Here is a 22,343-nt window from a genome sequence, read left to right on the forward strand (position 1 = left end):
GAGGGCCTTCGGTTCATGTGTGTCAGTTTCTTTGCCCGGCTGACAAACGGCGCCTACACTGCCGCGGTATTCCTTCCGCCATGAATATGCTCACGCCCGTCATGGACATCGAATCGCGCATCCTGGTTGTGGACGACGACGAGGACCTGCGCAAACTCACCGCCGACTTCCTGGCCGACCACGGCTACGAGGTGGACACCGCCGCCAACGCCACGGACATGTGGAAGCGGATGGAGGACCGTCGCCCCGACCTGGTGGTGCTGGATGTGATGATGCCCGGCGAAGACGGCCTGAGCGTGGCCCGGCGCCTGACCTCCGGCGGCAGCGCCCCGGCGATCCTGATGCTCAGCGCACTGGGCAACGACACCGATCGCATCGTCGGCCTGGAAGTGGGCGCGGACGACTACCTGCCCAAGCCCTGCAACCCGCGCGAGCTGCTGGCCCGGGTGCGTGCGCTGCTGCGTCGGCAGAGGGCCTTCGCCAGCGCCCCGGAAGTGCGTGGCAGCCAGTACGAGTTCGGCGGCTGGCGCCTGGACGTGGTGCGCCGGGACCTGCGCGATCCGGGCGGCAGCTATATCAACCTGTCCGATGGCGAGTTCGCGCTGCTGCGCACCTTCGTCGAGCATCCGCAGCGCGTGCTCAGCCGCGACCAGCTGCTGGACTATGCCCGCGGCCGCGGCAGCGAGGTCTACGACCGCGCCATCGACAGCCAGATCAGCCGCCTGCGCCGCAAGCTCAACGAGCGTGGCCACGCCGAGCTGATCCGCACGGTGCGCAACGAAGGCTACATGTTGCTGCCTCCGGTGGTCCGGCTGTAATCCCGCCGTGATCGGAGCGCTGCGCCGCGGCGGCGCGTCCATTTTCATCCGCACCTTCCTGCTGCTGGCCGTGGCGCTGGTGCTGGCGCAGAGCGTGGGCGTGGCGTTGCTGGTGACCCGCACGCCGATCTACGAGCCGCCGGTGCGGCCGCCGGAAGTCATCGCGCTGCTGACCTCACGCATTCCCGCCAGCAGCCATGGCCTGCGCGTGTCCGAGCTGAAGCACCCGCCTGCCGCACCGACCGACCAGGTCCGCGACCGCTTCATCGAGACCTTGCTGGCGCGCTGGCTGGAGGTGGAACGCGCGCAGGTGCGCTTCTATCGCGCCCCGCCAGAGGACAGCGGCGAGGCGGGCAATCCGTTTCCCGAAATGCCAATGCCGTCGGCGGAGGTGCGCCGGCAAAGCAGCGAGCACTTCGGCCGGCAGCCAGGCACCGGCGCGCCGCCCTGGATGGGCGCCCAGCGGCCCGCCGCCATCACGATGCCCACGCCGATCCCCCAGGGCGTGGATGCTGGCCCGCCCATGCGCGGGCGCTTCACCGCCGCCCTGCAGCAACCCGACGGACGCTGGCGCGTGGTGCAGGCGGCCGATCGCTCGCTGTCGGCGGCCTTCAAGCTGCAGGTGGCGATGCTGTTCGGCATCGGCCTGCTGCTGATGCTGCCGCTGGCCTGGTGGTTCTCGCGCGCGCTGTCCGCGCCCATCCGCCGCTTCGCCGATGCCGCCGACCAGCTCGGCCGCAACCCCGACGCGCCGCCGCTGCCGCGCAGCGGACCGCCCGAGCTGCTGCGGGCCACCGATTCGTTCAACGCCATGCAGGCGCGGCTGAGCCGCATGGTCGCCGAGCGCACGCACATGGTGGGGGCCATCGCCCACGACCTGCGCACACCGCTGGCGCGCCTGGCCTTCCGGCTGGACGACATCGACTCGCCGCTGCGCGAGCGCGCCGCGGCCGACATCGACGAGATGAAGCACATGATCACCGTCGCGCTGGAGTTCCTGCGCGACCAGTCCTTCCGTGGACCGCGCGAACGGCTGGATTTCCGCGACCTGGTGGAGAGCGTGGTCGACGATGCGGCCGACATCGGCCAGGACGTGACCCTGGCCCCGGACAGCGAGCCGGTGATGATCGATGCCGACCCGCTGGCGCTGCGCCGCGTGGTCGGCAACCTGATCGGCAACGCGGTCAAGTACGGGCTGCGCGCGCGCGTGCGGATCCGTGCCATGGACGATCACGCCCGGCTGGAGATCGAGGACGATGGCCCCGGCATCGACATGGCCCTGGGCGACAAGCTGTTCATGCCGTTCTTCCGCGGCGAGAACTCGCGCAACAAGGAAACCGGCGGCATCGGCCTGGGGCTGGCCGCCGCGCGCGCGATCGTGCTGCGCCATGGCGGCGAAATCGGCCTGGCCAACCTGCAACGCGGCGGCCTGCAGGCCTGGGTGACCCTGCCGCGCGCCCGCGGCGAAGGCTGACGCAGCCGACACGCGCTGCAAAGCGTTTGAGTGGTACCAAGAGCATCCTGTGGGATCGGCTTAAGCCGCGAAGGAGCTTTCCCGGTGCATCCCTTTCACGGCTAAAGCCGCTTCCACAGGGCAATGCGCATGCGGACCGCTCGTGAGGAAACGAGGTTATCCGTGGCTCTCCTGGGGCGCTCCTCGCTGAGCTAGACCGGCTCAGGTAACACCGCGCGCTGACCGAGCCCTATCGTCGCGACCTGGCTGGCAGCGGCCTCGCCTCATGCTGGCCCAAGCTCTTGCAGGGCCCCCGTGTCCATCCCCATCGCTTCGCCGCGGCTGCCGTGTCCTGTCCAGCGCCCATCCTGCGCATTGCAGGAAAGCTTTCCGTCCGCGAACGCCTCATGACCATCGCCTGCGCTGTTGGACCCGCTCCTTGCCCTGCGCCATTGGCGCCGCACTCGGCTGCGCCGACTCGCCGCACCGCGCCGGAACACATCGATAAGTGCGGAGGCTCGCTCTCACCTGGCCGCACTTGAACCACAGCACGCCTTCCGCGGATGTGGACCGTTTGCAGCCCCTGCTCTTCCATCCCAATCAGGAGAAACACCCGATGCGCCGCCGAACCCGATCCCTGTTGCTGGTCCTGTTGCCGTTCGCTGCTGGCCTGCCCGCCGCCGCCCACGCCGAAGGCTGGTGCCTGGGCAAGACGAGGGACACGCGCCTGGTTGCGCACTTCAAGGACACCGCTGGCATGTCGACCCAGGAAATCGAGATGGCCTACCAGGCCCACCTGGACCGGGTGGCACCACAGCCTGGCCTTGGCAAGTGGGTCAGAGGCGGCAACGTCGAATGCGGCAAGGGCAACGACGACCGTAACAACACGATGGAGGGCGGCAACACCGGGCCGACGGTCATGGTGCCCTGGCAGCCCAGCCGGGCCGACCTGGAAGCCGGCAGGGCGGAGAAGGCCCGGCTGGAAGAGGCAGAGCGTGCCGCCCGTGCACAGCCCGCCGCGTCGAGGAGCGAGTCCGCGGGCGATGCCGGAACCCCGCAGGCCGCACCACCTGCGCCGAAAGCCGAGAAGGCCAGGAAGCTGCTCAAGGCGCTGACCGACCGGCTCTGACCTTGTACCGGTGGAGAACGCGCACCATCCGCCCCACGTAGGGTGGACAACGCGAAGCTTGTCCACCGGGGCCTCCGCGCAGACCAAAGCTCGGGTGCCGCCATGCCCACGCGTCCGTTCCACGGCGATGGTGGATGGAAAAGCGCCATCCACCCCACGTAGGGTGGACAACGCGAAGCTTGTCCACCAAGGCGTCCGCGCGGACCAAAGCTCGGGTGCCGCCATGCCCGCATTGCCCGTTCCTTGGCCATGGTGGATGGAAAAGCGCCATCCACCCCACGTAGGGTGGACAACGCGAAGCTTGTCCACCGGGGCGCCGCGCGGACCAGAGCTCGAGTGCCGCCGTGCCCACGTTGCCCGTTTCGCGGCGATGGTGGATGGAAAAGCGCCATCCACCCTACGTGGTGGACAACGCGAAGCTTGTCCACCGGGGCGTCGGCGCGGACCAGAGCTTGAGTGCCGGCGTGCCCACGTTGTTCGTTCCGTGGTGATGGTGGATGGAAAAGCGCCATCCACCCTACGGGGTGGACAACGCGAGGCTTGTCCACCCAGGCGCGTGCGGCTCAGCGGTAGGCGAACTCGGCAAAGAGCGGGTCCACGCTGCGGCCCCAGGCGCCTTCGAACAGGGCCAGCTTGTCCTCGGCGGCGGTGCGACCGGAGGCGAGGATCGCCTGCAGCGGCGCCAGGTAGACCGACTCGTCGCGGCCGTTGGCATCGCCACGCGCGCGGCGCTGCAAGCCTGCGACGGCGATCTCCACCGCCTGCGCGGCCAACGCGCGCACCGTGCCGCCGCGGAACGGCAGGTTCAGGGCCTGGCGCGGCACGCCATCGCGCAGGGCATGGCGCTCGGCCAGGCTGAAGTCCTTGACCAGGTCCCAGGCCGCGTCCAGCGCGGCATCGTCGTACAGCAGGCCCACCCAGAACGCCGGCAGCGCGACCAGTCGCTCGACCGGGCCGCCATCGGCGCCGCGCATCTCCAGGTACTTCTTCAGGCGCACTTCCGGAAACGCGGTGGTCATGTGGTCGGACCAGTCGCGCTGCGTGGGCAGGGCCCCCGGCAGCGCCGGCAGGCGGCCCTTGAGGAAATCGCGGAAGCTCTGCCCGCTGGCATCGTGATAGACGCCTTGGCGGTAGGAGAAGTACATGGGCACATCGAGCAGGTAATCGACGTAGCGCTCGTAGCCGAAGCCGTCCTCGAACACGAAGTCCAGCATGCCGGTGCGGTCGGCGTCGGTGTCGGTCCAGATGTGCGAGCGGTAGCTCAGGTAGCCGTTGGGCTGGCCTTCGGTGAACGGCGAATCGGCGAACAGCGCCGTGGCGATGGGCTGCAGCGCCAGCGACACGCGGAACTTCTTCACCATGTCCGCTTCGGACGCATAGTCCAGGTTGACCTGCACCGTGCAGGTGCGGGTCATCATGTCCAGGCCGAGCTGGCCGACCTTGGGCATGTAGGACTTCATGATCTGGTAGCGGCCCTTGGGCATCCACGGCATGTCCGCCCGCGCCCACTTGGGCTGGAAGCCCATGCCCAGGAAGCCCAGCTGCAGCGACTCGGCCACGGTGGCGACTTCGCGCAGATGAGTGCGGGTTTCGTCGTCGGTGGCATGCAGGTCCTCCAGCGCCGCGCCGGACAGTTCCAGCTGGCCCGCCGGTTCCAGCGTGACCGAGGCATTGCCGCGCAGCAGAGCGATCACCCGGCCCTTCTCCTCCACCGGACTCCAGCCGAACTGCACCAGCCCCTTGAGCAGGGCCTCGATGCCCTGCGGGCCATCGAAGGTCGGCGGACGCAGGTCGTCCAGACGGAACCCGAACTTCTCGTGCTCGGTGCCGATGCGCCAGGCCTGCGCGGGCTTCTCCCCTTCCACCAGCGGCTCGATGAGCTGGAAGCGGTCGGTGATGGGGGACTCGGCAACGTGGCTGGGACTGGACACGGGGGGCTCACAACGAAGCGTGGGGGGACTGGCGCCGCGGGCGGACCAGCACAGACACGCATGATAGCGGGCCCTCCGTGGTGCAACGTCGTCGCCAGCGCGTCCTGAGTTTTCCATTAGTGGGCGCCTGGCGAGGCCGACGCAGGCGCCTGGGCAGCAGGCGAAGGCAACGCGGCGGCCGGCCATGTCCGCTGCGCGGGCGCTTTCGCGCATACCCGATGACCCAAGCACACGAGCCTCGACATGCAGCTGCCCACCCGCCCCCTGACCCTTGCCCTGGCCGCCACCGTGCTGGCCAGCCTGCCTGCCAGCAGCGCGCCGAGCCAGGCGCCCCAGACCCAGGTATGGATCGACGTGGCCACCCACACCATGGCCGGCATGCCGGACCTGGGCTTCATGGGGGGCCTGGCCAGCCGCATGGCCGGCAAGGACGGCGCCCCGCGGTTGTACCCGCAGTCGCGCGGCGTTCCCGGCATGCCGGGTCGGCTGCTGGACATCGCCATGCTCAACCAGCGCCAGCCCGGCACGCCGGCAAGCCAGCTGATTCCCGCCGGCATGGACATGGGCGATGCGTTGCCCTTGCTGCCGCCCGAAGTTCCGCCCAGCAAGAGCGAGTCGGTGCCGGGCAAGGAGGAAGACGTGGAGGTCACCATCCGTCAGTACTGGGGCTGCGGCGATCAGGTGCGGCCTGGCCAGCCCAAGCAGATCACCATCAAGGCCTCGCAGGGCCAGGTGCAGACCCAGGGCGAACTGGCCAGGGGCCTGTTCGTCCCGGACCGCGACGTGCACGAGGACGCGCGCTACGCGCTGTGGCCCAATCAGCGCAACCGTGCGCGGGTCTCCGAGCGCAGCTCGCTGGTCGGCCAGCACCGCATCACCGGTGCGGGGGTGCCCGAATCGCTGCAGTTCCAGCTGGACCGCAATGCTGACTTCATGCCCAAGCTCATGCTGGAGGCACGCGGCAGCCTGGCCGACAGCATCCAGCTGCAGTGGCCGGCGGTGGAGCGCGCGCGCGGCTATTTCCTGTTCGCCAGCGGCGCGCAGGACCCGCGCACCCTGGTGATGTGGAGCAGCGCGGAAGTGCCGGGCGCCGGGCCGGAGCTGCTCGACTACCTCGGCGGCGGCAACATCGAGCGCTGGCTGGCGCAGAAGGTGCTGCTGCCCACCACGACGACGCGGTGCGCGATTCCGCAAGGCATCTTCAAGTCGCAGGGCGGCCAGCGCGACCGCACCGGCGTGGCCTCGCTGAGCATGATCGCCTACGGCCCGGAGACCAACTTGGTCTGGCCGCCCAAGCCGGCCGACCCCAAGCTGCCCTGGCATCCGGAATGGAACGTGCGCGTGCGCACCAAGTCCACCAGCACCGCCATGCTGGGCATGGACCTGACCGACGCCTCGTCCACGGAAACGCCCGAGGCCGATGCACCGCCCAAGGAAGAGGAAAGCGGCACCAAGAAGCTGCTGCGCGGCTTGCTGCGCAAGCTCTGAGTTTCTTCCACCGCCGCGTCCGCCATCGACAGGAGCCCTGATCGGCGACACATTGCCTGGAGGCGTTCCCTCTCCAGCGGCACGAGATCCTGGTCGGGGTGGTCGGGGTGGTCGGGGTGGTCGGGGTGGTCGGGCAACAATGTCGGGCTCAATCGATCGTGGCGCCAGCGGTGGTGCGCCTCCGGCGACCCGCAACATCCCAGGCCCTGGAAACATCGCCTACAACTTGTTGGCCCAGCCCTTCGCCTTGACAAGGATGCGCTCGGAGGGCATGAGCGATGCCTCCAGGACCGGCAGTGCCTCAGCAAGCAGGCGACGCGCCTGGGCCTCGTCGCGCTTGATCAGATCGCCCGCCAGCAGCGCCTTGGAGATGGCGACATCGACGGCGTTGCCATTGGACTGCAACCCTTGCAGCGCGATCCGCTGATGCTGTTCGGCCGCAAGCGAATCGCCACGTAGCCGGTCAAAGCCCGCTTCTACGCCGAACAGCTTCGCGAACTGCTCGTGCTCAGGCGGAAAGCCTCGCTTTCGGAAGAGGTCCCGGACCTGAGCCAGCAGTGGCAAGCCGTGCTCATGATCGCCAAGCTGCAGATAGATCATGAGCTGCTCTGCCAACAGCGATGCGTATTCTTCCGACTGCTCGCCGTCCAACCGCCGGCAATCTGCCATCAGCTGTTGCAACTGCTGCACTGCCTTGACGCCCTCGCCATTGGCGGCCAGCACACGCGCGTGGAGTCGACGCATGGTGCGATAGAAGGTGTCGTCCTCGGGAATCTTGTCCTCATGCAGACGCTGCATCGCCTGCCGGGCATGCTCCAATGCGCTGGCGTAATCGCCGAAACGAACCTCCAATATCGCCGTATTGGACAGCACCATCGCCAGGCTGCGTACGCCTTCCCCAGCCTGGATCGAGGATTCGAGACTTCGTACCAGCGCCTCACGCGCTTCCCGGTAGCGACCTTGCTGCATCAGGATGTCGCCCAAGTTCTGACTCAGCACGCTGAGACTGGCCGGCCCATATCCGCCTGTCTCCTCACCCATCGCCAACGCCCGCTTCAACAGGCTTTCGGCTTCATCAGCACGTCCGTTGATGATGAGGCCTTCAACCTCAGACCTGAGCAAGGGGAGCCGTAGCGGCGAACCAGGCGCGACCTGGTGCGCATCTGCAAAAGCCTGGCCTTCGCGACTGATCTCAAGCGTGCGTATGCGATCTTGCTGAAAGCTGGCAAGCTCGGCGAGGTTCGAGTACACCTCCAGCACGACGTCGGCGGGCGGCGAGGTCATGCGCTTGGACAGTGCCAGCGCAGCCTCGGCCCGCTTGCGACACCAGTCCAGACCATACTTGTCCAGGTGACCCAGGGTCAGATGGGCCAATCCACGCAACTGCTGCTCAGGGTCGTCCGGGGCGAAGCGCTGGCGCAGCGCCACCGCACGTTCAGCGGTCTCCAAGGCGTCGGGTAATCGCTCAAGACTGCTTAAGGCATCGGCATAGATCACCAAATCGTCGGCGAACGCAAGGGCTTGCTCGCGTTCGTCAGGCGCAATCCCTCGAGTTCCGTCGGCCAGGAGCTGAGCCGCCATGGCATTCTCTCCACGCGACCGATACAGCCGCCCTAGCATCCGCTGCACCGCCTGCCGCACCTGCGGCTGCAGCTTCTTTTCATCCAGCTGCTTGCGTGCCTGATCCAGCAGCTCGCGCACGCTGACATCGCGGCGCATGGCCTGCTCGGGCGAGGCCGCGGCCAGCGTGTCGGTCAGGAAGGCCAGCGAGGCACGCGCGCTGGCGCTCTCGCGCTCGGCGATGCGTGCCTGGGTGCGGGCTTCCTGCGCCTGCCAGAGCGCCACGCCAGTGCCGGCAAGCAGCGCGAATGCCACGGCCGCAATCGAGGCGGCCAGGGCGCGATTGCGACGCCCCCACAGCCGCAGCCGCTGCCGCCGCGGCAACGGCGCCGCGGCGATCGGCCGGTCGTCCAGCCACGCCCGCAGGTCGTTGGCCAGCGCATCGGCTGAGGCGTAGCGCGCTTCCGGATCGCGGCGCAGGCAGGTTTGCACGATGGCCGACAAGCTGCCGCGCAGCGCGCGCGACAGCGAGGCCGGGGTATGCCCACCCCGCTGCGAGGCTTGTTCGGGCGGCAGCTTGGCGGCGGCGCGGGTGAGCGGCTCGGGGTCGCGCTCGAGCTGGTGCAGCTGGCTGGCGACCGGGGTGTCGTGGGTCAGCCCGAAGGGATGGGCGCCGGACAGCAGTCGATGCAGCACCACGCCCAGCTGCCACAGATCGGTGGCGGTGGTGATCGGCGCATCGTGCAGCTGCTCGGGCGAGGCGTACTCGAAGGTCAGGGCGCGGTCATGGGTGGCGGTGACGGCGCTGCCTTCCAGCTGCTTGGCGATGCCGAAGTCCAGCAGCTTGACCTTGCCCTCCGCATCCACCAGCAGGTTGGAGGGCTTGAGGTCGCGATGCACCACCAGATTGCGGTGCGCGTAGCGCACGGCATCGAGCACCTGCATGAACAGCACCACGCGCGCGCGCAGGTCCAGGCTGCGCGCATCGCACCAGCGATCGATCGGCGCGCCGTCGATCAGCTCCATCACGAAGTACGGCTCGCCCTGGGCGGAGATGCCGCCGTCGAGCAGCGTGGCGATGTTGGGATGGTGTAGCCCGGCCAGGATCTGGCGTTCGCGCAGGAAGCGTTCGCGCGCGGCCGGCGAATCGGTGTTGGCGCGGATCAGCTTGAGCGCGGCCTGCTGGGAATAGGTGCCGTCGTCGCGCTCGACCCGATACACCGCGCCCATGCCGCCATGGCCGAGCACGCGCGCCACCCGCCAGGCGCCGAGCTGCCGGCCCAGCATCGCCTGGTTGTCCGGCCCTTCCATGCCTGCCTGCAGCGCCAGGCTCCAGGCACGCGCATCGCCATCGAAAGGCTCGTGGTCGTCGTCATCGGCGGCCAGCATTGCCCGCACCTGGGCGATGAGCTCGGCATCATGCTCACCTTGCAGGTCCAGCCACGCCTGCCGCTGCTCGGGCGGCAGTTCGACCGCCTCGCGGAACAGCAACAAGGCAAGACGACGGCGTTCGGCCTCGCTCATTTGTCCCACTCCCTCATCAGGAAGACCCCGCGCCGGACTCATGCATTGCAAGGCCGCGCTTCAAGCGCCAGCCCCTCGATCAGCGCACGCCCCTAGAAGCCAGTACGCACGGGCAGCACCAGTGCGGCCACATTGCCGCGTCCTCGGGCGTGCGCGACGGAGGCCTGCCCGGGGTCGTCATCGTGCTGCCCGGCCGGCAGATCGACCGCACCATGGAACAGCGCCAATGCGCGCCGACGGCATTCGGCCTGGCTCACTTCTCCAGCTCCGCCAGCAGGAAGGCGCGCGCGGCGCGCCAGTCGCGGCGCACGGTGCGCACGCTGATGTCCAGCATCTGCGCGATCTCGCTCTCCTCATAGCCGCCGAAGTAGCGCAGCTCGACGATCTGCGCGGCGCGCGCGTCGGCCTCATGCAACGCGCCCAGCAGCTCGTCCAGGGCCAGCACCTCGACCACGGCGCGCTCCTCCGAGCCGATGCGCGCGGTCAGGGTGACTGCGGCGACCCCGCCGCCGCGCTTCTGCGCGTGGGCCACGCGGGCCTGGTCCACCAGCACCTGGCGCATGGCGCGCGCCGACAGGGCGAGCAGGTGGCTGCGGTCGTTGGCCGCCAGGTGCGCCCCGGCGGAAAGTTTCAGGTAGGCCTCGTGCACCAGCACGGTGGTATCCAGCGCATCGCGATGGCGGCGCAGCTGCAGCCGCGCGGCGCGCTTGAGTTCGGCATAGACGCTCGCAAAGATCGCATCGGCCGCGCGGCCATCGCCCGCCCGCGCTTGCTGCAGCAGTTCGGTCACCGGTACCGCCTCGGTCCCCATGCCTGTCCTCGATCGTGGCCCCATGTCCGGCCGCGTCGGCACGGATCGTCCCTGCCGCATCCTCTCACATGCCGCCGCACCCTGGCACGCGCGCCATGTCCTGTCTGGAAGCGGTCTTGCGCATAGCCGTCCAGACCACCTTCCTTGCGCCTGGGGCCACCGCATGAATCGCATCTACCGTCTCGTCTACAACCGCGCCCTGGGCGTGCCACAGGTGGCCTCCGAGCTGGCCGGCAGCCGCGGAACCGGCACACCGGCGCGCGACGCCCGCGTAAGCCGCGCCCGCCTGCCCTGCCTGGTGGCGCTGAGCCTGGCCGGGCTGGCCGGGCTGGCTGGCCCGGCCGTGGCCGCCGACTACACCTGGACCTCGGGCTGGTACACCGATGCGGCCAACTCCAGCAGCGTGGCGCCCACCACCCTGGTCGCGGGCGATCTGCTTACGCTGAGCAGCGGCGCCGACAAACAGCTGGGCTGCGCGCCCCTGGGCCCCAACTGCGACGGGCGGCAGGACCTGCTGATCGGCGCCGGCGCCACGGTGGCGCACGCTGCCGGCAACCTGCTGTTCGGCACCACGGGCAGCGTGCTGACCAACCAGGGCCGCTACGGCCTGCAAGGCGATGTGTCGATCACCGGCGACAACAGCAACAGCGGCGGTCAGTTCGACAACCAGGGTGAGCTGCTGAAGAGTGCCGGCACCGGCACCGCGCAGATCGGCGGGGTCCACTTCGTCAACAGCGGCACGGTGCGCGTGCTGGCCGGCACCCTGCAGTTCGACGGCGACAGCCAGGGCGGGCCGGCATTCAACGACGGTGGCGTGATCGATACCGGCGCCGGGCAGGGCGTGGTGTCCTTCGCGGGCGGCGCGACCTTCAGCGGCACCACCACGGCCATCGATGCCAGCCTGATGTTCGATGGCGGCCTGTTCTGGGGCAACGGCGCGGTACTCGTGGGCAGCGAGGCCTGGCTGCGTAACTCGGCGAATCTGGTGGGCAGCTGGACGCTGGACGGCGGCACTCTGTACACCAACAACGGCAACATCGTGGGCGACCTGGAGGTCGGCAACGGCGCCACGCTCAATCTGATCGGCCTCACCCGGCTGCAGGGCCAGGGCGCGATCCATGTCGCAACGGGCGGGCTGATCGGTGTGTCCAACGGCGAGTTGCTCGGCGGCGGGCCGGTGACCAATGACGGCAAGATCCGCAAGTTCATCTCCGGCACCACGGCCTTCGATGCCGCGCTGACCAATCGCGGCCGTGTCGAGATCGACGCCGGCACCCTGCAGCTCCCTGATACCTTCATCAACGACGGCACGGTGCAGCTGCGCAACGCCGGCACCCTCCAGGCCGGCGACGGCACGGCGGTGTTCCGGCAGTCGGCAACCGGGCGGGTGGTGTTCGGCGATGAGATGGACAATCTGCAGGACAACCAGGCCGGAACGCTGGCGGCCACCACGCTGCAGGGCGGCACCCTGGTGGTCAACGCCTCCCTCGCCCCCGACCTGCGGCTGGCACAGATGCAGGCGCTGGAGGTCAACCGCGGCGACCTAACCCTGTATGGCGACAACTCGGCTTTCGGCGGCAGCGCCCGCGTGGACGGCGGCGGCAGCTTCCTCTGGGTGCAAGACGGCGTGCTGGGGGGCGCGGTCACGCTGACCAATGGCGGTCATCTGGGCGGTTCCGGCACGGTCACGGGCAGTGTGGAAGCGCAGGACGGCGCCTTGCAGCTCGGCTGGGGCAGCGACAGCCAGTTCCATATCGGCGGTGCGCTGCGGCTCGGCGCGAACAGCCGCCTCAACGCCATCCTCGGTGCGCCCGGCAGCCCGCTTGCGTCGCAGGCGCGGCTCACCGTGGGCGGCGACCTGGTCCTCGACGGCGGCCTGGCGCTGTACGCGACCCAGGACATGGGCGCCGGCGTCTACCGCTTGATCGACTACGGCGGTGCGCTGACCGATAACGGCCTGGACATCTACGGCCTGCCCAGCAACCTGGCCAGCCAGGTCCAGACCAGCATCGCGCAGCGGGTGAGCCTGGTGGTGACCGCGGCCGGCGACGACACCTCGCTGAGCTTCTGGAACGGCGACACGCTCTCGCCCACCGGCACGGTGGCCGGCGGCAGCGGCACCTGGAGCGCCGGTGCGCGCACCAACTGGAGCAATGCGAACGGCACTGCGTCGCGGGCGTGGAACGGGCAGTTCGCGGTGTTCCAGGGCGCGCCGGGCACGGTGACGCTGGATCGCAGCGATGGCGATGTGTCCGCCACCGGCCTGCAGTTCGTCGGCAGCGGCTGGCGCCTGGAGGATGCGGCGCTGAACCTGGCCGGCTCCGGCGGGGCGGTCGTGGTCCGGGTGGGCGACGGCAGCGCGGGCGGCGCCGCCTCCGGCGCCACCATCGCCAGCGACATCCGCGGCGATGCCACCTTGGTGAAGGACGACCTGGGCACGCTGGTGCTGACCGGCAACGGCCGCTGGCAACACGGCACCGTGGTGCGCAACGGCACCCTGCAGATCGGCGATGGCGGCACGGCCGGCGCGATGACCGGCGACGTGTCCAATGCCGGAACGCTGGTGTTCGATCGCAGCGACGCGGTGGACTTCGCTGGCGCGATCAGTGGCGCGGGCACGCTGGCACAAGCAGGCGGCGGCATGCTGCGCTTGAGCGGCGACTCGTCCGCCTTCAGTGGCGCCACTCAGGTGCGTGCCGGCACGCTGGCGGTCGATGGCCGCCTGGGCGGCAGCCTGGCGGTCGGCGCCGGTGCGCGCCTGCAGGGCACCGGCAGCGTCGGCGCCACCACCGTGCAGGCCGGTGCGACCATCGCGCCGGGCAATTCCATCGGCACACTGAGCGTCAACGGCAACTACGTGCAGCAGGCCGGCTCGACCTATGCGGTGGAGATCGATCCCAGCGGCGCCAGCGACCGCATCGCGGTGTCCGGCAGCGCGACGCTGCAGGGCGGCACGGTCGCCGTCACCAAGGCCGCCGGCACCTATCTGCCGGGGACGTCCTACGACATCCTCTCCGCCGCCGGCGGCGTGAGCGGCCGCTTCGACGCGCTCACCCAGGACCTGCCCTTCGTCGACCTGTCGCTGCGCTACGGCGCCAACGATGTCCTGCTGGAGGTGGCGCGCAATGCGGTGGCGTTCTGCGAGGTGGCCTCCACTGCCAACCAGTGCGGCGCCGGCGGTGGCATCGAAAGCCTGGGCGATGGCGCGCTGTACGCCGCGGTGGCCAGCCTGCCCGACCAGGCCAGCGCGCGGGCGGCTTTCGACGCCTTGTCCGGCGAGTTGCACGCCGACGCCCACGCCAGCCTGCTGCTGCAATCCACCGAGCTGCGCCAGGTGCTGGACCGTCGCCCCACCGACGCCCGCGGCGTGTGGGCGCAGGCGCTGGGGGCCTGGGGCCATCTCAAGGGCGATGGCAATGCGGCGCTGGTGAAGGAGGATCACCAGGGCATGGCCGTCGGTGCCGACCTTCCGATCGGCGAGGCGGGCAGCCTCGGCGCGCTGGCCGGCTATACCGACGGCAGTCTGCGCAACCAGGCGCGCGCGTCGTCGATGGACGTGCGCGGTCGCCACCTGGGCGTGCACGGCGGCGTGCAGGCAGGCCGCTTCGACCTGCGTGCCGGGCTGGGCTATTCCGACTACCGGCTGGACAGTCGCCGCACGGCCGCCATCCCCGGCTGGGGCGCGCAGGGCCTGCGCGCGGACTACGACGCGCAGCTGTGGCAGGGCTTTGCCAGCGCCAGGTTCGCTTTCACCCATGTGCTGGGCGCGCAACTGGAGCTGGCGCACGTGCAGGTGCGCACCGATGCCTTCGGCGAACGCGGCGGCAGCGCAGCACTCGGCGTGGCCAGTGCCACCAGCGAGGCCGACACGGTCGGCGCGTGGCTGGTGCTGGACGTGCCCTCGGCCGACCAGCGCCTGCACATCGATGTGCGCCTGGGAATGCGCCACCGTTTCGGTGGCGATGCCGCCCCGGCGATGCAGGCGCGGTTCGATGGCGGCGACAGCTTCCAGATCCTGGCCCCGCGCACCGGCAATGACGCCGTGGTCGGGCGCGTGGACCTGGACTACGCGCTGGGACGCAACAGCGCACTGTCGCTGGCATACGCGGCCACCGCCGGCGGCGGCCAGGCCGCGCACCAGGCCAGCCTGCGCTACACCTGGCGCTTTTGAAGCGTGGAAACCCCGCATGCAGACACGCACCGAGATGTCAGCGCGCTCCGGGACGCCCGGCAGCGCGCGGACCCACCCCGCCCCCCAACCGCCAAGGAACCCACGCATGCGCTGGAAGAAAGTGATCAGCTACAGCTTCGGCTTCAAGCCCGCCGACAAGACCTACTGGATGTACTACACGCTGGAAGGATCCAGCACGAGCACGCAGGTCACCCTCACCGCGATCGAGTGCCAGGCGCTGGCCACGCTGTTCAACGCCAGTGCCTCGATCAGCTACGACACGGTCGCAGGCTATTTCGCCACCGGGGCGCGCGCGCTCTAGGCGCGCACTCGATGCGGTCGCCCGCCAAGCCCTCCACCGACAACAGGACATCGCTCATGCAGGGACCGGCCACGCACGTCTTTCTCCGCCCACGCGCTCGCGCCTTGATCGCCCTGGCAGTCGCTGCGCTGGTCGCCCTCGGTGGCTGTGGCCGCGCTTCCGACGGCGGCACCGACGCAACCGTTGCGCCCCAGGCGCCGGCTGTGACCCAGGCCGAGCTGGACCGGCTGCGTGTCGACGGGCCGGTCGCCACCGCGCGGCGCGCGGCGCCGGCGGACTACGTGCTGCATTACCGCCTGATGGAATCCACCGGCATGGTGCAGGCCCTGGGCGGCCAGCAGCAGGCGCTGGACGCGCTGCAGGCCATCGGCAACGCCTACCAGCGCAAGGCCGAAGCCCTGGTGGCGCGTCCACCGACGTGGCGGCCTGCCGCCTTTACCGGCGAGGGCATGGACGCAGGATTCGCCGGGCTGGGCATGGCCAGCCTGGGCATGATGATGCTCGGCGGGGTCACCACCGGCATGGTCGGGCAGATGTCCGACGCGCAGATCGCCGAACTGGCCAGCCAGGGGCCGCTCAAGCTCGGCAGCCAGGGCAACTCGGTGGACATCAAGGTCGGCCAGGACAGCATCGAGCAGACCATGGAGTACACGGTCGGCGAGCAGGGACTGATGGGCTCGCTCAAGGTCAGGGCCCGCGTGGACCTCTGTCCGGATCCGCAGGGCAAGGTCACGGCCGATCTGAGCGTGAAATCCAACCTGGCCCTGTCGGACAAGGACGGCATCGGCGGGTTCGTCGACACCCAGTTCAAGCTCGAACGCTGGCTCGACGACGACGCCCGGCTGATCCAGACCCAGGACGGCAGCGCCAGTGAGATGCACATCGCCATGAGCGGCTCGGAGCACGGCCAGACCCAGAGCGCCGATATCAGCCTCAGCACCGGCCGCGACGGGCAGACCCGCACCACCGAGCACGGCCAGGACGGCTTCAGCATCTTCCGCCCCGACGAAATGGCCCATGCCGGCGACCTGCTCAAGAGCGCGATGATGCTGCTGTACATCACCTCCGAATCGCTGCTGCGCCAGGCGCCCTGGGAGTCGGGCCGCTGCGTCCAGCTGGACGTCACCAGCGACCCGGCCAAGCGCAGCGGCGCTCGCCCCAACACCGCCTACACCCTCATGGCCATCCCGCGCGCCAGGTCGGACAAGGCGCCAGCGCGCGGCACGGTCAGCGCCAGCCTCAGTGGCGCCAGCACGCTCAACCCGACAGGCAAGGTGAAGGCCGATGCGCGCTTCGACTACGCCAACCCGGACAAGCGCGACCAGCGCGCCAGCATTGCCTTTGAGTCGCGCAGCAAGCGCGGGGTGGGCAAGGCCACGCTGGATTTCGACACGATGCAGGGTGGCTATCGCATCACGCTGTTTCCCGGCTGCCCCGGCTTCCACGGCAGCGGCGAGGTCTGCGACCTGCGCAAGCCGTTCTCCTTCCAGGGCAAGGGTGGCGACTGCAACCAGGCCAGGTCCACCATGAGCTTCGAGCCCAGCGACGACCGCCACGGCCGCTACCGCTGGCTGACCGTCATCGGCTCGATCAAGATGGACTACAGCGGCAGCTACACCATCGAGACGACCGAGGATGGCGCGTTGATCCGCACCAGCGCCAGCGGCTGCGCCACCGGTCCTGGTGGCCGCGCCTGCGGCGGCACCGCGCCGGGGATCCCGCTGGTGCGCAGCGCCGACAGCTGCGGCGCTGCAGGGGGCTGAGCCGCGCGCGCAGCGTCAGGGCGCGGCCGCCTCAGCCTGCGGCGGCGTCCGGTGTCGGCGCCGGCAGCAGCTCCAGCCAGCGCATCACCACCTCGCGCGCCTGCTCCACGCCCTGCTTGGATTCGCCGGAAAACGCCTGCACGCTGACGGTGTCGCCGTAGGCCGAGGACAGCTGCTTGCGCACCTTGGCCAGGGTCTGCGACTGCTGCCCACGGCCCAGCTTGTCGGCCTTGGTCAGCAGCGCGTGCGCCGGCAGGCCGCGCTGGGCGGCGTAATCGATCATCTGCAGGTCGTAGTCCTTGAGCGGATGACGGATGTCCATTACCACCACCAGTCCGCGTAGCGCGTTGCGCGTGCCGAAGTAGCCATCCAGGAACGCCTGCCAGTGCGCCTGCAGGTCCTGCGGCACCTTGGCGTAGCCGTAGCCGGGCAGATCCACCAGGTAGCGCTGCGGCCTGGTCTCGAAGAACACCAGCTGCTGGGTGCGGCCGGGGGTCTTGGAGACCCGCGCCAGGGCGTTGTGGCCAGCCAGGGCGTTGAGCGCGCTGGACTTGCCGGCGTTGGAGCGGCCGGCAAAGGCGACCTCCAGGCCGACGTCCTCCGGCAGCTGGCGGGCGTTATGCGCCGAAAGTAGATAGCGGGCGGAATTGAGCTGGTTGGACAGCGTCTGGGTGGGGTTGGCCATGGGCATAGGATCGCATGGGCGCCAGGGCCGGTGCGCCCCGCGTCGGGGCGATGGGGGCGGTTTTCCCAGGGATTTCCCTACTTTTGCCTGCGGCCGGACGCGCTCGGGCCAGTTCGGGCAAGCAGGTGGGATCGGCTTGATCACGCCAGTGCCGAGCGCATTTTTCGCCGCCGGACATGCCGCACTGCGGCATCGAAGCAAATTGACCCGGTTGCGCGCGCGTGCCGATAATCCGGCGCTCGCCCGTCGTTCCACGGCGGCGCACGATCGTCAACGGAGCTCTAGCATGCGCCACGCTCGCGTTTTGGGACTCGCCGGATTGCTGGCTGCCGCGGCAGGCGCTGTGGCTTATGCCCAGACCACGGTGGTTCCTCTACCGGATACCGCGCCTGCCCAGGCGCAGCCGCTGGAGATCGACCTGGCCAAGACCACCTGGGGCGACCCCAAGGCCGGCCAGGAAAAGGCCGCCACTTGCGCCGCCTGCCATGGCGTGGACGGCAACTCGCCGATCCCGCTGTACCCGCGCATCGCCGGCCAGAGCGAGCGCTACGTCGCTCACCAGATCGCCCTGATCGCTACCGGCCAGCGCACCTCCGGCGCGGTGGCGGCCATGGTGCCCTTCGTGCAGGGCCTGACCGCGCAGGACATGCGCGACCTGGGCGCCTACTTCGCCACCCAGAAGGGCGGCGCCGGCATTGCCGACGACAGCGTCATCGCCGACGGCCCCTACAAGGACATGAAGTTCTACGAGGTCGGGCAGAAGCTCTACCGCGGCGGCGACCCGGCGCGCGGGATCCCGGCCTGCATGGCCTGCCATGGCGCCAGCGGCGCCGGTAACCCCGGCCCGGCCTATCCGCACGTGGGCGGCCAGTACGAGGAGTACGTGGCCCGCCGCCTGACCGAGTACCAGGCCGGTGTCACCAACGAGACCGACCCCAAGCTGTTCAACATCATGGCCAAGGTGGCCAAGCCGCTGACCGAGCAGGAGATTCGCGGTCTGGCGACCTACCTGCAAGGCCTGCACAACCGCGCCGACGACGAAGCCGCCGAAGCGATGGCGCCAGCGGCCAAGGCGGCGGCCCCGGCCCCGGCAGCCGCAGCCGCCGAACCCCCCACGGCCGCGCCCAAACAGTCCTGACCGGCCGACCGCCGGTCCCGTCCCGGCCACCGTCGGGCCACGCATCTGGCGCCCCCATGGGCGCCGCGCCCTGCATCGCGCCTACACTCCCCAGCCAGGATTCATCCGGGCCGGTCGATCATGCCCGTCCGGCGCTTCCTGTCCCATCCGCGCCCAGAGGGTACCCACCGCATGCGTCTTCGCTTCGCTCTGTTGCTGTTCTGCCTGCTGCCGCTGGCAGCCTTCGCCGCCGATGCCCCCGTGGAGGGCACCGACTACCAGGTCAACCCGCAGGGCAAGCGCTGGAACGCGCCAGCCGGCACCATCGAGGTGGTGGAAGTCTTCGGCTACACCTGCCCGCACTGCGCGCATTTCGATCCGCTGTTCCAGGCCTGGAAGGCCAAGCAGCCCAAGGACGTGCGGGTCAGCCAGCTGCCGGCGCCATTCGGCGGTTACTGGCTGCCTTACGCGCGGGCCTTCTTCGCCGCCCAGCAGCTGAACCTGCTCAACCGCTCGCACGAGGCGGTGTTCAAGGCGCTGCATGAGACCCGCGAGCTGCCGATCCAGAACGCCTCGGCGCTGGAGATCGGCACCTTCTACAGCCAGTACGGCATCACCGCCCAGCAGTTCGCCGACGTGATGGGCTCGGCCAGCGTGGACAAGAAGATGGCCGCCGCCGGCGATTTCGCCAAGGCCGCGCAGATCGAATACACCCCTTCGGTGGTGGTCAACGGTCGCTACACCGTCACCCCCGGCGCCGGCGGCTTCGAGAAGACCCTGCGCACCGTGGACTGGCTGATCGCCCGCGAACGCGAAGCGGCCCGCAAGCCCTGAAGCGCCCCTGCGGCGGCCGTGACACGGCGTTGCAGCCGCCGCTCGATACTGTGAAAGCCGGGCCGGCCCCGGCATAGTGGCCGGCCTGGCCGGTTCCCCTTCCCAAGGAGTTTCAAGATGAAGTCCCGTCACGCGCTGATGCTGTCCCTGCTGTTGCCGCTGCTGGGTGCCTGTTCCAAGGAGCCCCCGCCGACCGCTGCCGGCACCACCCAGGCCGCGGCCAACCCGGAGTCGGCAGCCCCGGCCACGGCCACGGCCGATGCCTCGGCCACCGCGCCGGCCGATGGCGGCGCGGCAGTGGAAGGCAGCGCGCCGAACAACAACCCCATCGTGCCGCCGCAGGGGCCCGAGCCGGTGGCCGGCACCGATTACGTGGAAATCGCCAATGGCCAGCCGTTCGAGCCGGCTGACGGCAAGATCGAGGTGGTGGAGTTCTTCAACTACATCTGCCCGGCCTGCAACGCCTTCGATCCGATGCTGCAGAACTGGAAGGCCAAGCTGCCGGCCGATGTGCGCGTGACCTACGTGCCGGCCGCGTTCCGCCCGGATTTCGCCATCTACGCGCGTGCCTATTACGCCGCCGACGCCCTGGGCATCGCCGCCAAGAGCCACGACGCGGTCTACAAGGCCGTGCACCAGGACGGCAAGCTGCCGGGCGAGGGCCAGCGGATCGACGAGCAGCAGATCGCCCAGTTCTACACCCAGTACGGTGTGAGCGCGGACCAGTTCGCCTCGACGATGAAGAGCTTTGGCGTCAACAGCCGCCTGCAGAAGGCCAGCCAGTTCGCCGTGCGCAGCCAGATCCCCGGCACGCCGGCGATCGTGGTGGCCGGCAAGTACCTGGTCAAGGGCAAGGGCTGGGAGGACATGCTGCGCATCACCGACCACCTGATCGCGCGCGAACGCGCGGCCGGTGCCGCCAAGTAAGCAGTCCGATGTCGCAGACCCGCACGCTGCGGATGCTGAGCGCCAATATCCAGGCCGGCTCCAGCACCCGCCGCTACAGCGACTACGTCATGCGCAGCTGGTCGCATGCCCTGCCGCTGGGGGCCAAGCGCAGCAGCCTGGACGCGATCGCGCAGCTGGCCGGCGCGCACGACCTGGTGGGCCTGCAGGAGGCCGATCCCGGCAGCCTGCGCTCGGGCTTCACCAACCAGACGCACTATGTGGCCGAGCGGGCCGGGTTCAACTACTGGACCCACCAACCCAACCGCATGGTGGCCCGCGTGGCCGGCAGCGCGCTGGGGCTGCTGAGCCGGGTGGAGCCGGTGTCCATCGAGAACCACGCCCTGCCCGGCCGCCTGGGCGGGCGTGGGGTGCTGGTGGCGCGCTTCGGCGAAGGCGATGACGGCCTGGTGGTGGCCGTGGCGCACCTGTCCCTGGGCGCCGGCTCGCGTCTGCTGCAGCTGGGCTTCATCGGCGAGGTGCTGGCGCCGTATCGCCACGCGGTGCTGATGGGCGACTTCAACTGCGTGCCGGACGTGCCGGAGATGGAGCTGCTGTACAAGCGCACCTATCTGCGCCCGCCGAGCTTCTGCGTGCCCACCTTTCCCAGCTGGAAGCCCAAGCGCGCCATCGACCACATCCTGGTCAGCGAGGACCTGCGCCACGAGAACGCCCGCGCCCTGCCCGCCGCCTTCTCCGATCACCTGGCCCTGGCGCTGGATATCCACGTTCCGGACCAGGCCCTGCGCACGGTGGGCTGAGCGCGCGCTCGCGCGCCGCGAGGCGAGCCGGCGTCAGCGCCCCAGCACCAGGCTGGTGCCGATCACCACCATGAAGCACGCGAACACCGCGCGCAGCGCGCGTGGGCTGAGCCTGTGCGCCAGGCGCGTGCCCCAGGGCGCGGCGAACATGGACGCCACCGACACACCGATCGCCGCCGGCAGGTAGATGTAGCCCACCGAATGCGGCAGCTGCAGGTCCTGCGGCGCATGCAGGACGAACCCGGCGGCGCTGGCCACGGCCACCACCACGCCGGCGGCGCTGGACGAGCCCACCGCGCGCACCGGCAATACCCCGCGCCAGACCAGCAGCGGCACGGTCATGCTGCCGCCGCCGATGCCGACCACCGCCGAGAGCACGCCGATCGCGGTGCCGGCCACGCTCATCGGCCAACCCCGCGGCACCGGCTCGGCGCCATCGACCGGGCGCGGGCGCACCTTGCCGAACTGCAGCTGGATCGCCGCCAGCACGCAATACACCGCCACCACCCAGCGCAGGACCTGCTCGTCCAGCAGCACCGCCAGCCCGCTGCCCAGCCAGCCGCCCAGCAGCAGGCCGGGGATCATCCAGCCCACCGTCGGCCACAGCACGCTGCCGCGGCGATGGTGCGCCAGCGAGGAGGAAATGCCGGTGGCCACGATGCTGGCCATGGCACTGGCCAGGGCCACGTGCATCACCTGCGCCTGCGGGATCCCCAGGCTCGGCAGCATCCACACCAGCGCCCCCATCAGGATCAATCCACCGCCGATGCCCAGCAGGCCGGCCATCAGCCCGGCGACCAATCCCAGCAGCGGAAACACCCAGAACCCAACGACCCATCCGTCCAACAGCGTTCTTCTCCAGTCCAGGGCCGCGCGGCGCGGCTGGCGCCAGTATCGGGGTTGCGGCGCCTCCGCGTCTGTCGGTGAGGAGTAAGGAGTGAGAAGTGAGAAGTGAGAAGTGAGAAGTGAGAAGTGAGCAAGAGGATGCGCCGTCATGGCTGCTGCAACACTGGAGGAAGTACTTGTGGGAG

The 22,343-nt window shown here is 69.7% G+C and carries 18 protein-coding genes; 12 read left to right on the top strand and 6 right to left on the bottom strand.

Annotation, left to right across the window (positions count from 1 at the left end):
- Positions 1-101 precede the first annotated feature (101 nt).
- The 3 genes from EPA99_RS17180 (at position 102) to EPA99_RS17190 (ending at position 3,400) form a co-directional block, all read left to right on the top strand.
- A complete protein-coding gene (locus tag EPA99_RS17180) occupies positions 102-818 on the top strand; it encodes a response regulator (RefSeq protein ID WP_129472498.1) in 717 nt (238 codons plus the stop codon).
- Positions 819-828: 10 nt separating this feature from the next.
- Positions 829-2,292, top strand: a complete 1,464-nt coding sequence (locus tag EPA99_RS17185) for an ATP-binding protein (RefSeq protein WP_129472499.1) — start codon at positions 829-831, stop codon at positions 2,290-2,292.
- A 517-nt stretch (positions 2,293-2,809) separates the two neighbouring features.
- Positions 2,810-3,400, top strand: a complete 591-nt coding sequence (locus tag EPA99_RS17190; RefSeq protein WP_129472476.1) for a hypothetical protein — start codon at positions 2,810-2,812, stop codon at positions 3,398-3,400.
- 563 nt (positions 3,401-3,963) lie between these two features.
- On the opposite strand, the gene EPA99_RS17195 is transcribed toward EPA99_RS17190, so the two are convergent.
- Positions 3,964-5,331 carry a glutamate--cysteine ligase gene (locus EPA99_RS17195; RefSeq protein ID WP_129472477.1) on the bottom strand — a complete coding sequence of 456 codons (1,368 nt, stop codon included), beginning with the start codon at positions 5,329-5,331 and terminating at the stop codon, positions 3,964-3,966.
- A 243-nt stretch (positions 5,332-5,574) separates the two neighbouring features.
- Here EPA99_RS17195 and EPA99_RS17205 point away from each other — a divergent pair, with 243 nt between their 5' ends.
- Positions 5,575-6,819 (top strand): hypothetical protein, encoded by a 1,245-nt coding sequence (locus EPA99_RS17205; protein ID WP_164978687.1) that lies wholly within the window; start codon positions 5,575-5,577, stop codon positions 6,817-6,819.
- A 219-nt stretch (positions 6,820-7,038) separates the two neighbouring features.
- On the opposite strand, the gene EPA99_RS17210 is transcribed toward EPA99_RS17205, so the two are convergent.
- Positions 7,039-9,690: a protein kinase domain-containing protein gene (locus EPA99_RS17210; RefSeq protein WP_338325412.1), complete on the bottom strand. Its 2,652-nt coding sequence runs from the start codon at positions 9,688-9,690 to the stop codon at positions 7,039-7,041.
- Here EPA99_RS17210 and EPA99_RS19025 point away from each other — a divergent pair.
- Positions 9,616-9,999 carry a hypothetical protein gene (locus EPA99_RS19025; RefSeq protein WP_241688446.1) on the top strand — a complete coding sequence of 128 codons (384 nt, stop codon included), beginning with the start codon at positions 9,616-9,618 and terminating at the stop codon, positions 9,997-9,999. The genes EPA99_RS17210 and EPA99_RS19025 overlap by 75 nt on opposite strands.
- On the opposite strand, the gene EPA99_RS18785 is transcribed toward EPA99_RS19025, so the two are convergent.
- Together EPA99_RS18785 and EPA99_RS17215 are read right to left on the bottom strand one after the other, a co-directional pair.
- Positions 9,996-10,160, bottom strand: coding sequence for a hypothetical protein (locus EPA99_RS18785; RefSeq protein WP_164978689.1), 165 nt, complete (start codon positions 10,158-10,160; stop codon positions 9,996-9,998). The genes EPA99_RS19025 and EPA99_RS18785 overlap by 4 nt on opposite strands.
- Positions 10,157-10,714, bottom strand: a complete 558-nt coding sequence (locus EPA99_RS17215) for an ECF-type sigma factor (RefSeq protein ID WP_164978690.1) — start codon at positions 10,712-10,714, stop codon at positions 10,157-10,159. Before EPA99_RS17215 ends, EPA99_RS18785 begins: the two co-directional genes overlap by 4 nt.
- 163 nt (positions 10,715-10,877) lie before the next feature.
- Between EPA99_RS17215 and EPA99_RS17220 the strand changes: the two genes are divergently transcribed.
- The 3 genes from EPA99_RS17220 to EPA99_RS17230 all read left to right on the top strand — a co-directional run bounded on the left by EPA99_RS17220 (position 10,878) and on the right by EPA99_RS17230 (position 16,970).
- Positions 10,878-14,885 carry an autotransporter domain-containing protein gene (locus EPA99_RS17220; protein ID WP_164978691.1) on the top strand — a complete coding sequence of 1,336 codons (4,008 nt, stop codon included), beginning with the start codon at positions 10,878-10,880 and terminating at the stop codon, positions 14,883-14,885.
- 106 nt (positions 14,886-14,991) lie between these two features.
- Positions 14,992-15,207, top strand: coding sequence for a hypothetical protein (locus EPA99_RS17225; protein WP_129472483.1), 216 nt, complete (start codon positions 14,992-14,994; stop codon positions 15,205-15,207).
- 203 nt (positions 15,208-15,410) lie between these two features.
- Positions 15,411-16,970 (top strand): hypothetical protein, encoded by a 1,560-nt coding sequence (locus EPA99_RS17230; RefSeq protein WP_129472484.1) that lies wholly within the window; start codon positions 15,411-15,413, stop codon positions 16,968-16,970.
- A 31-nt stretch (positions 16,971-17,001) separates the two neighbouring features.
- Here EPA99_RS17230 and yihA read toward each other — a convergent pair whose 3' ends face one another.
- Positions 17,002-17,655, bottom strand: a complete 654-nt coding sequence (yihA, locus tag EPA99_RS17235) for a ribosome biogenesis GTP-binding protein YihA/YsxC (RefSeq protein ID WP_129472485.1) — start codon at positions 17,653-17,655, stop codon at positions 17,002-17,004.
- Positions 17,656-17,941: 286 nt separating this feature from the next.
- On the opposite strand from yihA, the gene EPA99_RS17240 reads away from it, so the two are divergent.
- From EPA99_RS17240 to EPA99_RS17255, 4 genes are all read left to right on the top strand, one after another.
- Complete coding sequence (locus EPA99_RS17240; RefSeq protein ID WP_129472486.1) at positions 17,942-18,793, top strand: c-type cytochrome; 852 nt, start codon at positions 17,942-17,944, stop codon at positions 18,791-18,793.
- Between the two features lie 171 nt (positions 18,794-18,964).
- A complete protein-coding gene (locus EPA99_RS17245) occupies positions 18,965-19,606 on the top strand; it encodes a thiol:disulfide interchange protein DsbA/DsbL (protein ID WP_129472487.1) in 642 nt (213 codons plus the stop codon).
- Between the two features lie 117 nt (positions 19,607-19,723).
- The gene (locus tag EPA99_RS17250; protein ID WP_129472488.1) at positions 19,724-20,533 is read left to right on the top strand and encodes a thiol:disulfide interchange protein DsbA/DsbL; all 810 of its coding nucleotides are present in this window, start codon (positions 19,724-19,726) and stop codon (positions 20,531-20,533) included.
- A gap of 8 nt (positions 20,534-20,541) precedes the next feature.
- Complete coding sequence (locus EPA99_RS17255) at positions 20,542-21,312, top strand: endonuclease/exonuclease/phosphatase family protein (protein WP_241688443.1); 771 nt, start codon at positions 20,542-20,544, stop codon at positions 21,310-21,312.
- 33 nt (positions 21,313-21,345) lie between these two features.
- Here EPA99_RS17255 and EPA99_RS17260 read toward each other — a convergent pair whose 3' ends face one another.
- On the bottom strand, positions 21,346-22,158 hold the full coding sequence (locus tag EPA99_RS17260) for a sulfite exporter TauE/SafE family protein (protein WP_241688444.1): 813 nt from the start codon (positions 22,156-22,158) through the stop codon (positions 21,346-21,348).
- Positions 22,159-22,343: the final 185 nt, after the last annotated feature.

It is taken from the genome of Pseudoxanthomonas composti, assembly GCF_004122095.1.
Classification (GTDB): Bacteria; Pseudomonadota; Gammaproteobacteria; order Xanthomonadales; family Xanthomonadaceae; genus Pseudoxanthomonas_A; species Pseudoxanthomonas_A composti.

Excerpts from the sequence above, each read along its gene's own strand:
- EPA99_RS17215 (WP_164978690.1), bottom strand. The coding sequence starts at position 10,714 with ATGGGGACCGAGGCGGTACCGGTGACCGAACTGCTGCAGCAAGCGCGG.
- EPA99_RS17205 (WP_164978687.1), top strand. The coding sequence starts at position 5,575 with ATGCAGCTGCCCACCCGCCCCCTGACCCTTGCCCTGGCCGCCACCGTG.
- EPA99_RS17180 (WP_129472498.1), top strand. The coding sequence starts at position 102 with ATGGACATCGAATCGCGCATCCTGGTTGTGGACGACGACGAGGACCTG.
- EPA99_RS17240 (WP_129472486.1), top strand. The coding sequence starts at position 17,942 with ATGCGCCACGCTCGCGTTTTGGGACTCGCCGGATTGCTGGCTGCCGCG.
- EPA99_RS17255 (WP_241688443.1), top strand. The coding sequence starts at position 20,542 with ATGTCGCAGACCCGCACGCTGCGGATGCTGAGCGCCAATATCCAGGCC.
- EPA99_RS17210 (WP_338325412.1), bottom strand. The coding sequence starts at position 9,690 with ATGGAAGGGCCGGACAACCAGGCGATGCTGGGCCGGCAGCTCGGCGCC.
- EPA99_RS17225 (WP_129472483.1), top strand. The coding sequence starts at position 14,992 with ATGCGCTGGAAGAAAGTGATCAGCTACAGCTTCGGCTTCAAGCCCGCC.
- EPA99_RS17250 (WP_129472488.1), top strand. The coding sequence starts at position 19,724 with ATGAAGTCCCGTCACGCGCTGATGCTGTCCCTGCTGTTGCCGCTGCTG.
- EPA99_RS17220 (WP_164978691.1), top strand. The coding sequence starts at position 10,878 with ATGAATCGCATCTACCGTCTCGTCTACAACCGCGCCCTGGGCGTGCCA.
- EPA99_RS19025 (WP_241688446.1), top strand. The coding sequence starts at position 9,616 with ATGGCCGAGCACGCGCGCCACCCGCCAGGCGCCGAGCTGCCGGCCCAG.
- EPA99_RS17245 (WP_129472487.1), top strand. The coding sequence starts at position 18,965 with ATGCGTCTTCGCTTCGCTCTGTTGCTGTTCTGCCTGCTGCCGCTGGCA.
- yihA (WP_129472485.1), bottom strand. The coding sequence starts at position 17,655 with ATGGCCAACCCCACCCAGACGCTGTCCAACCAGCTCAATTCCGCCCGC.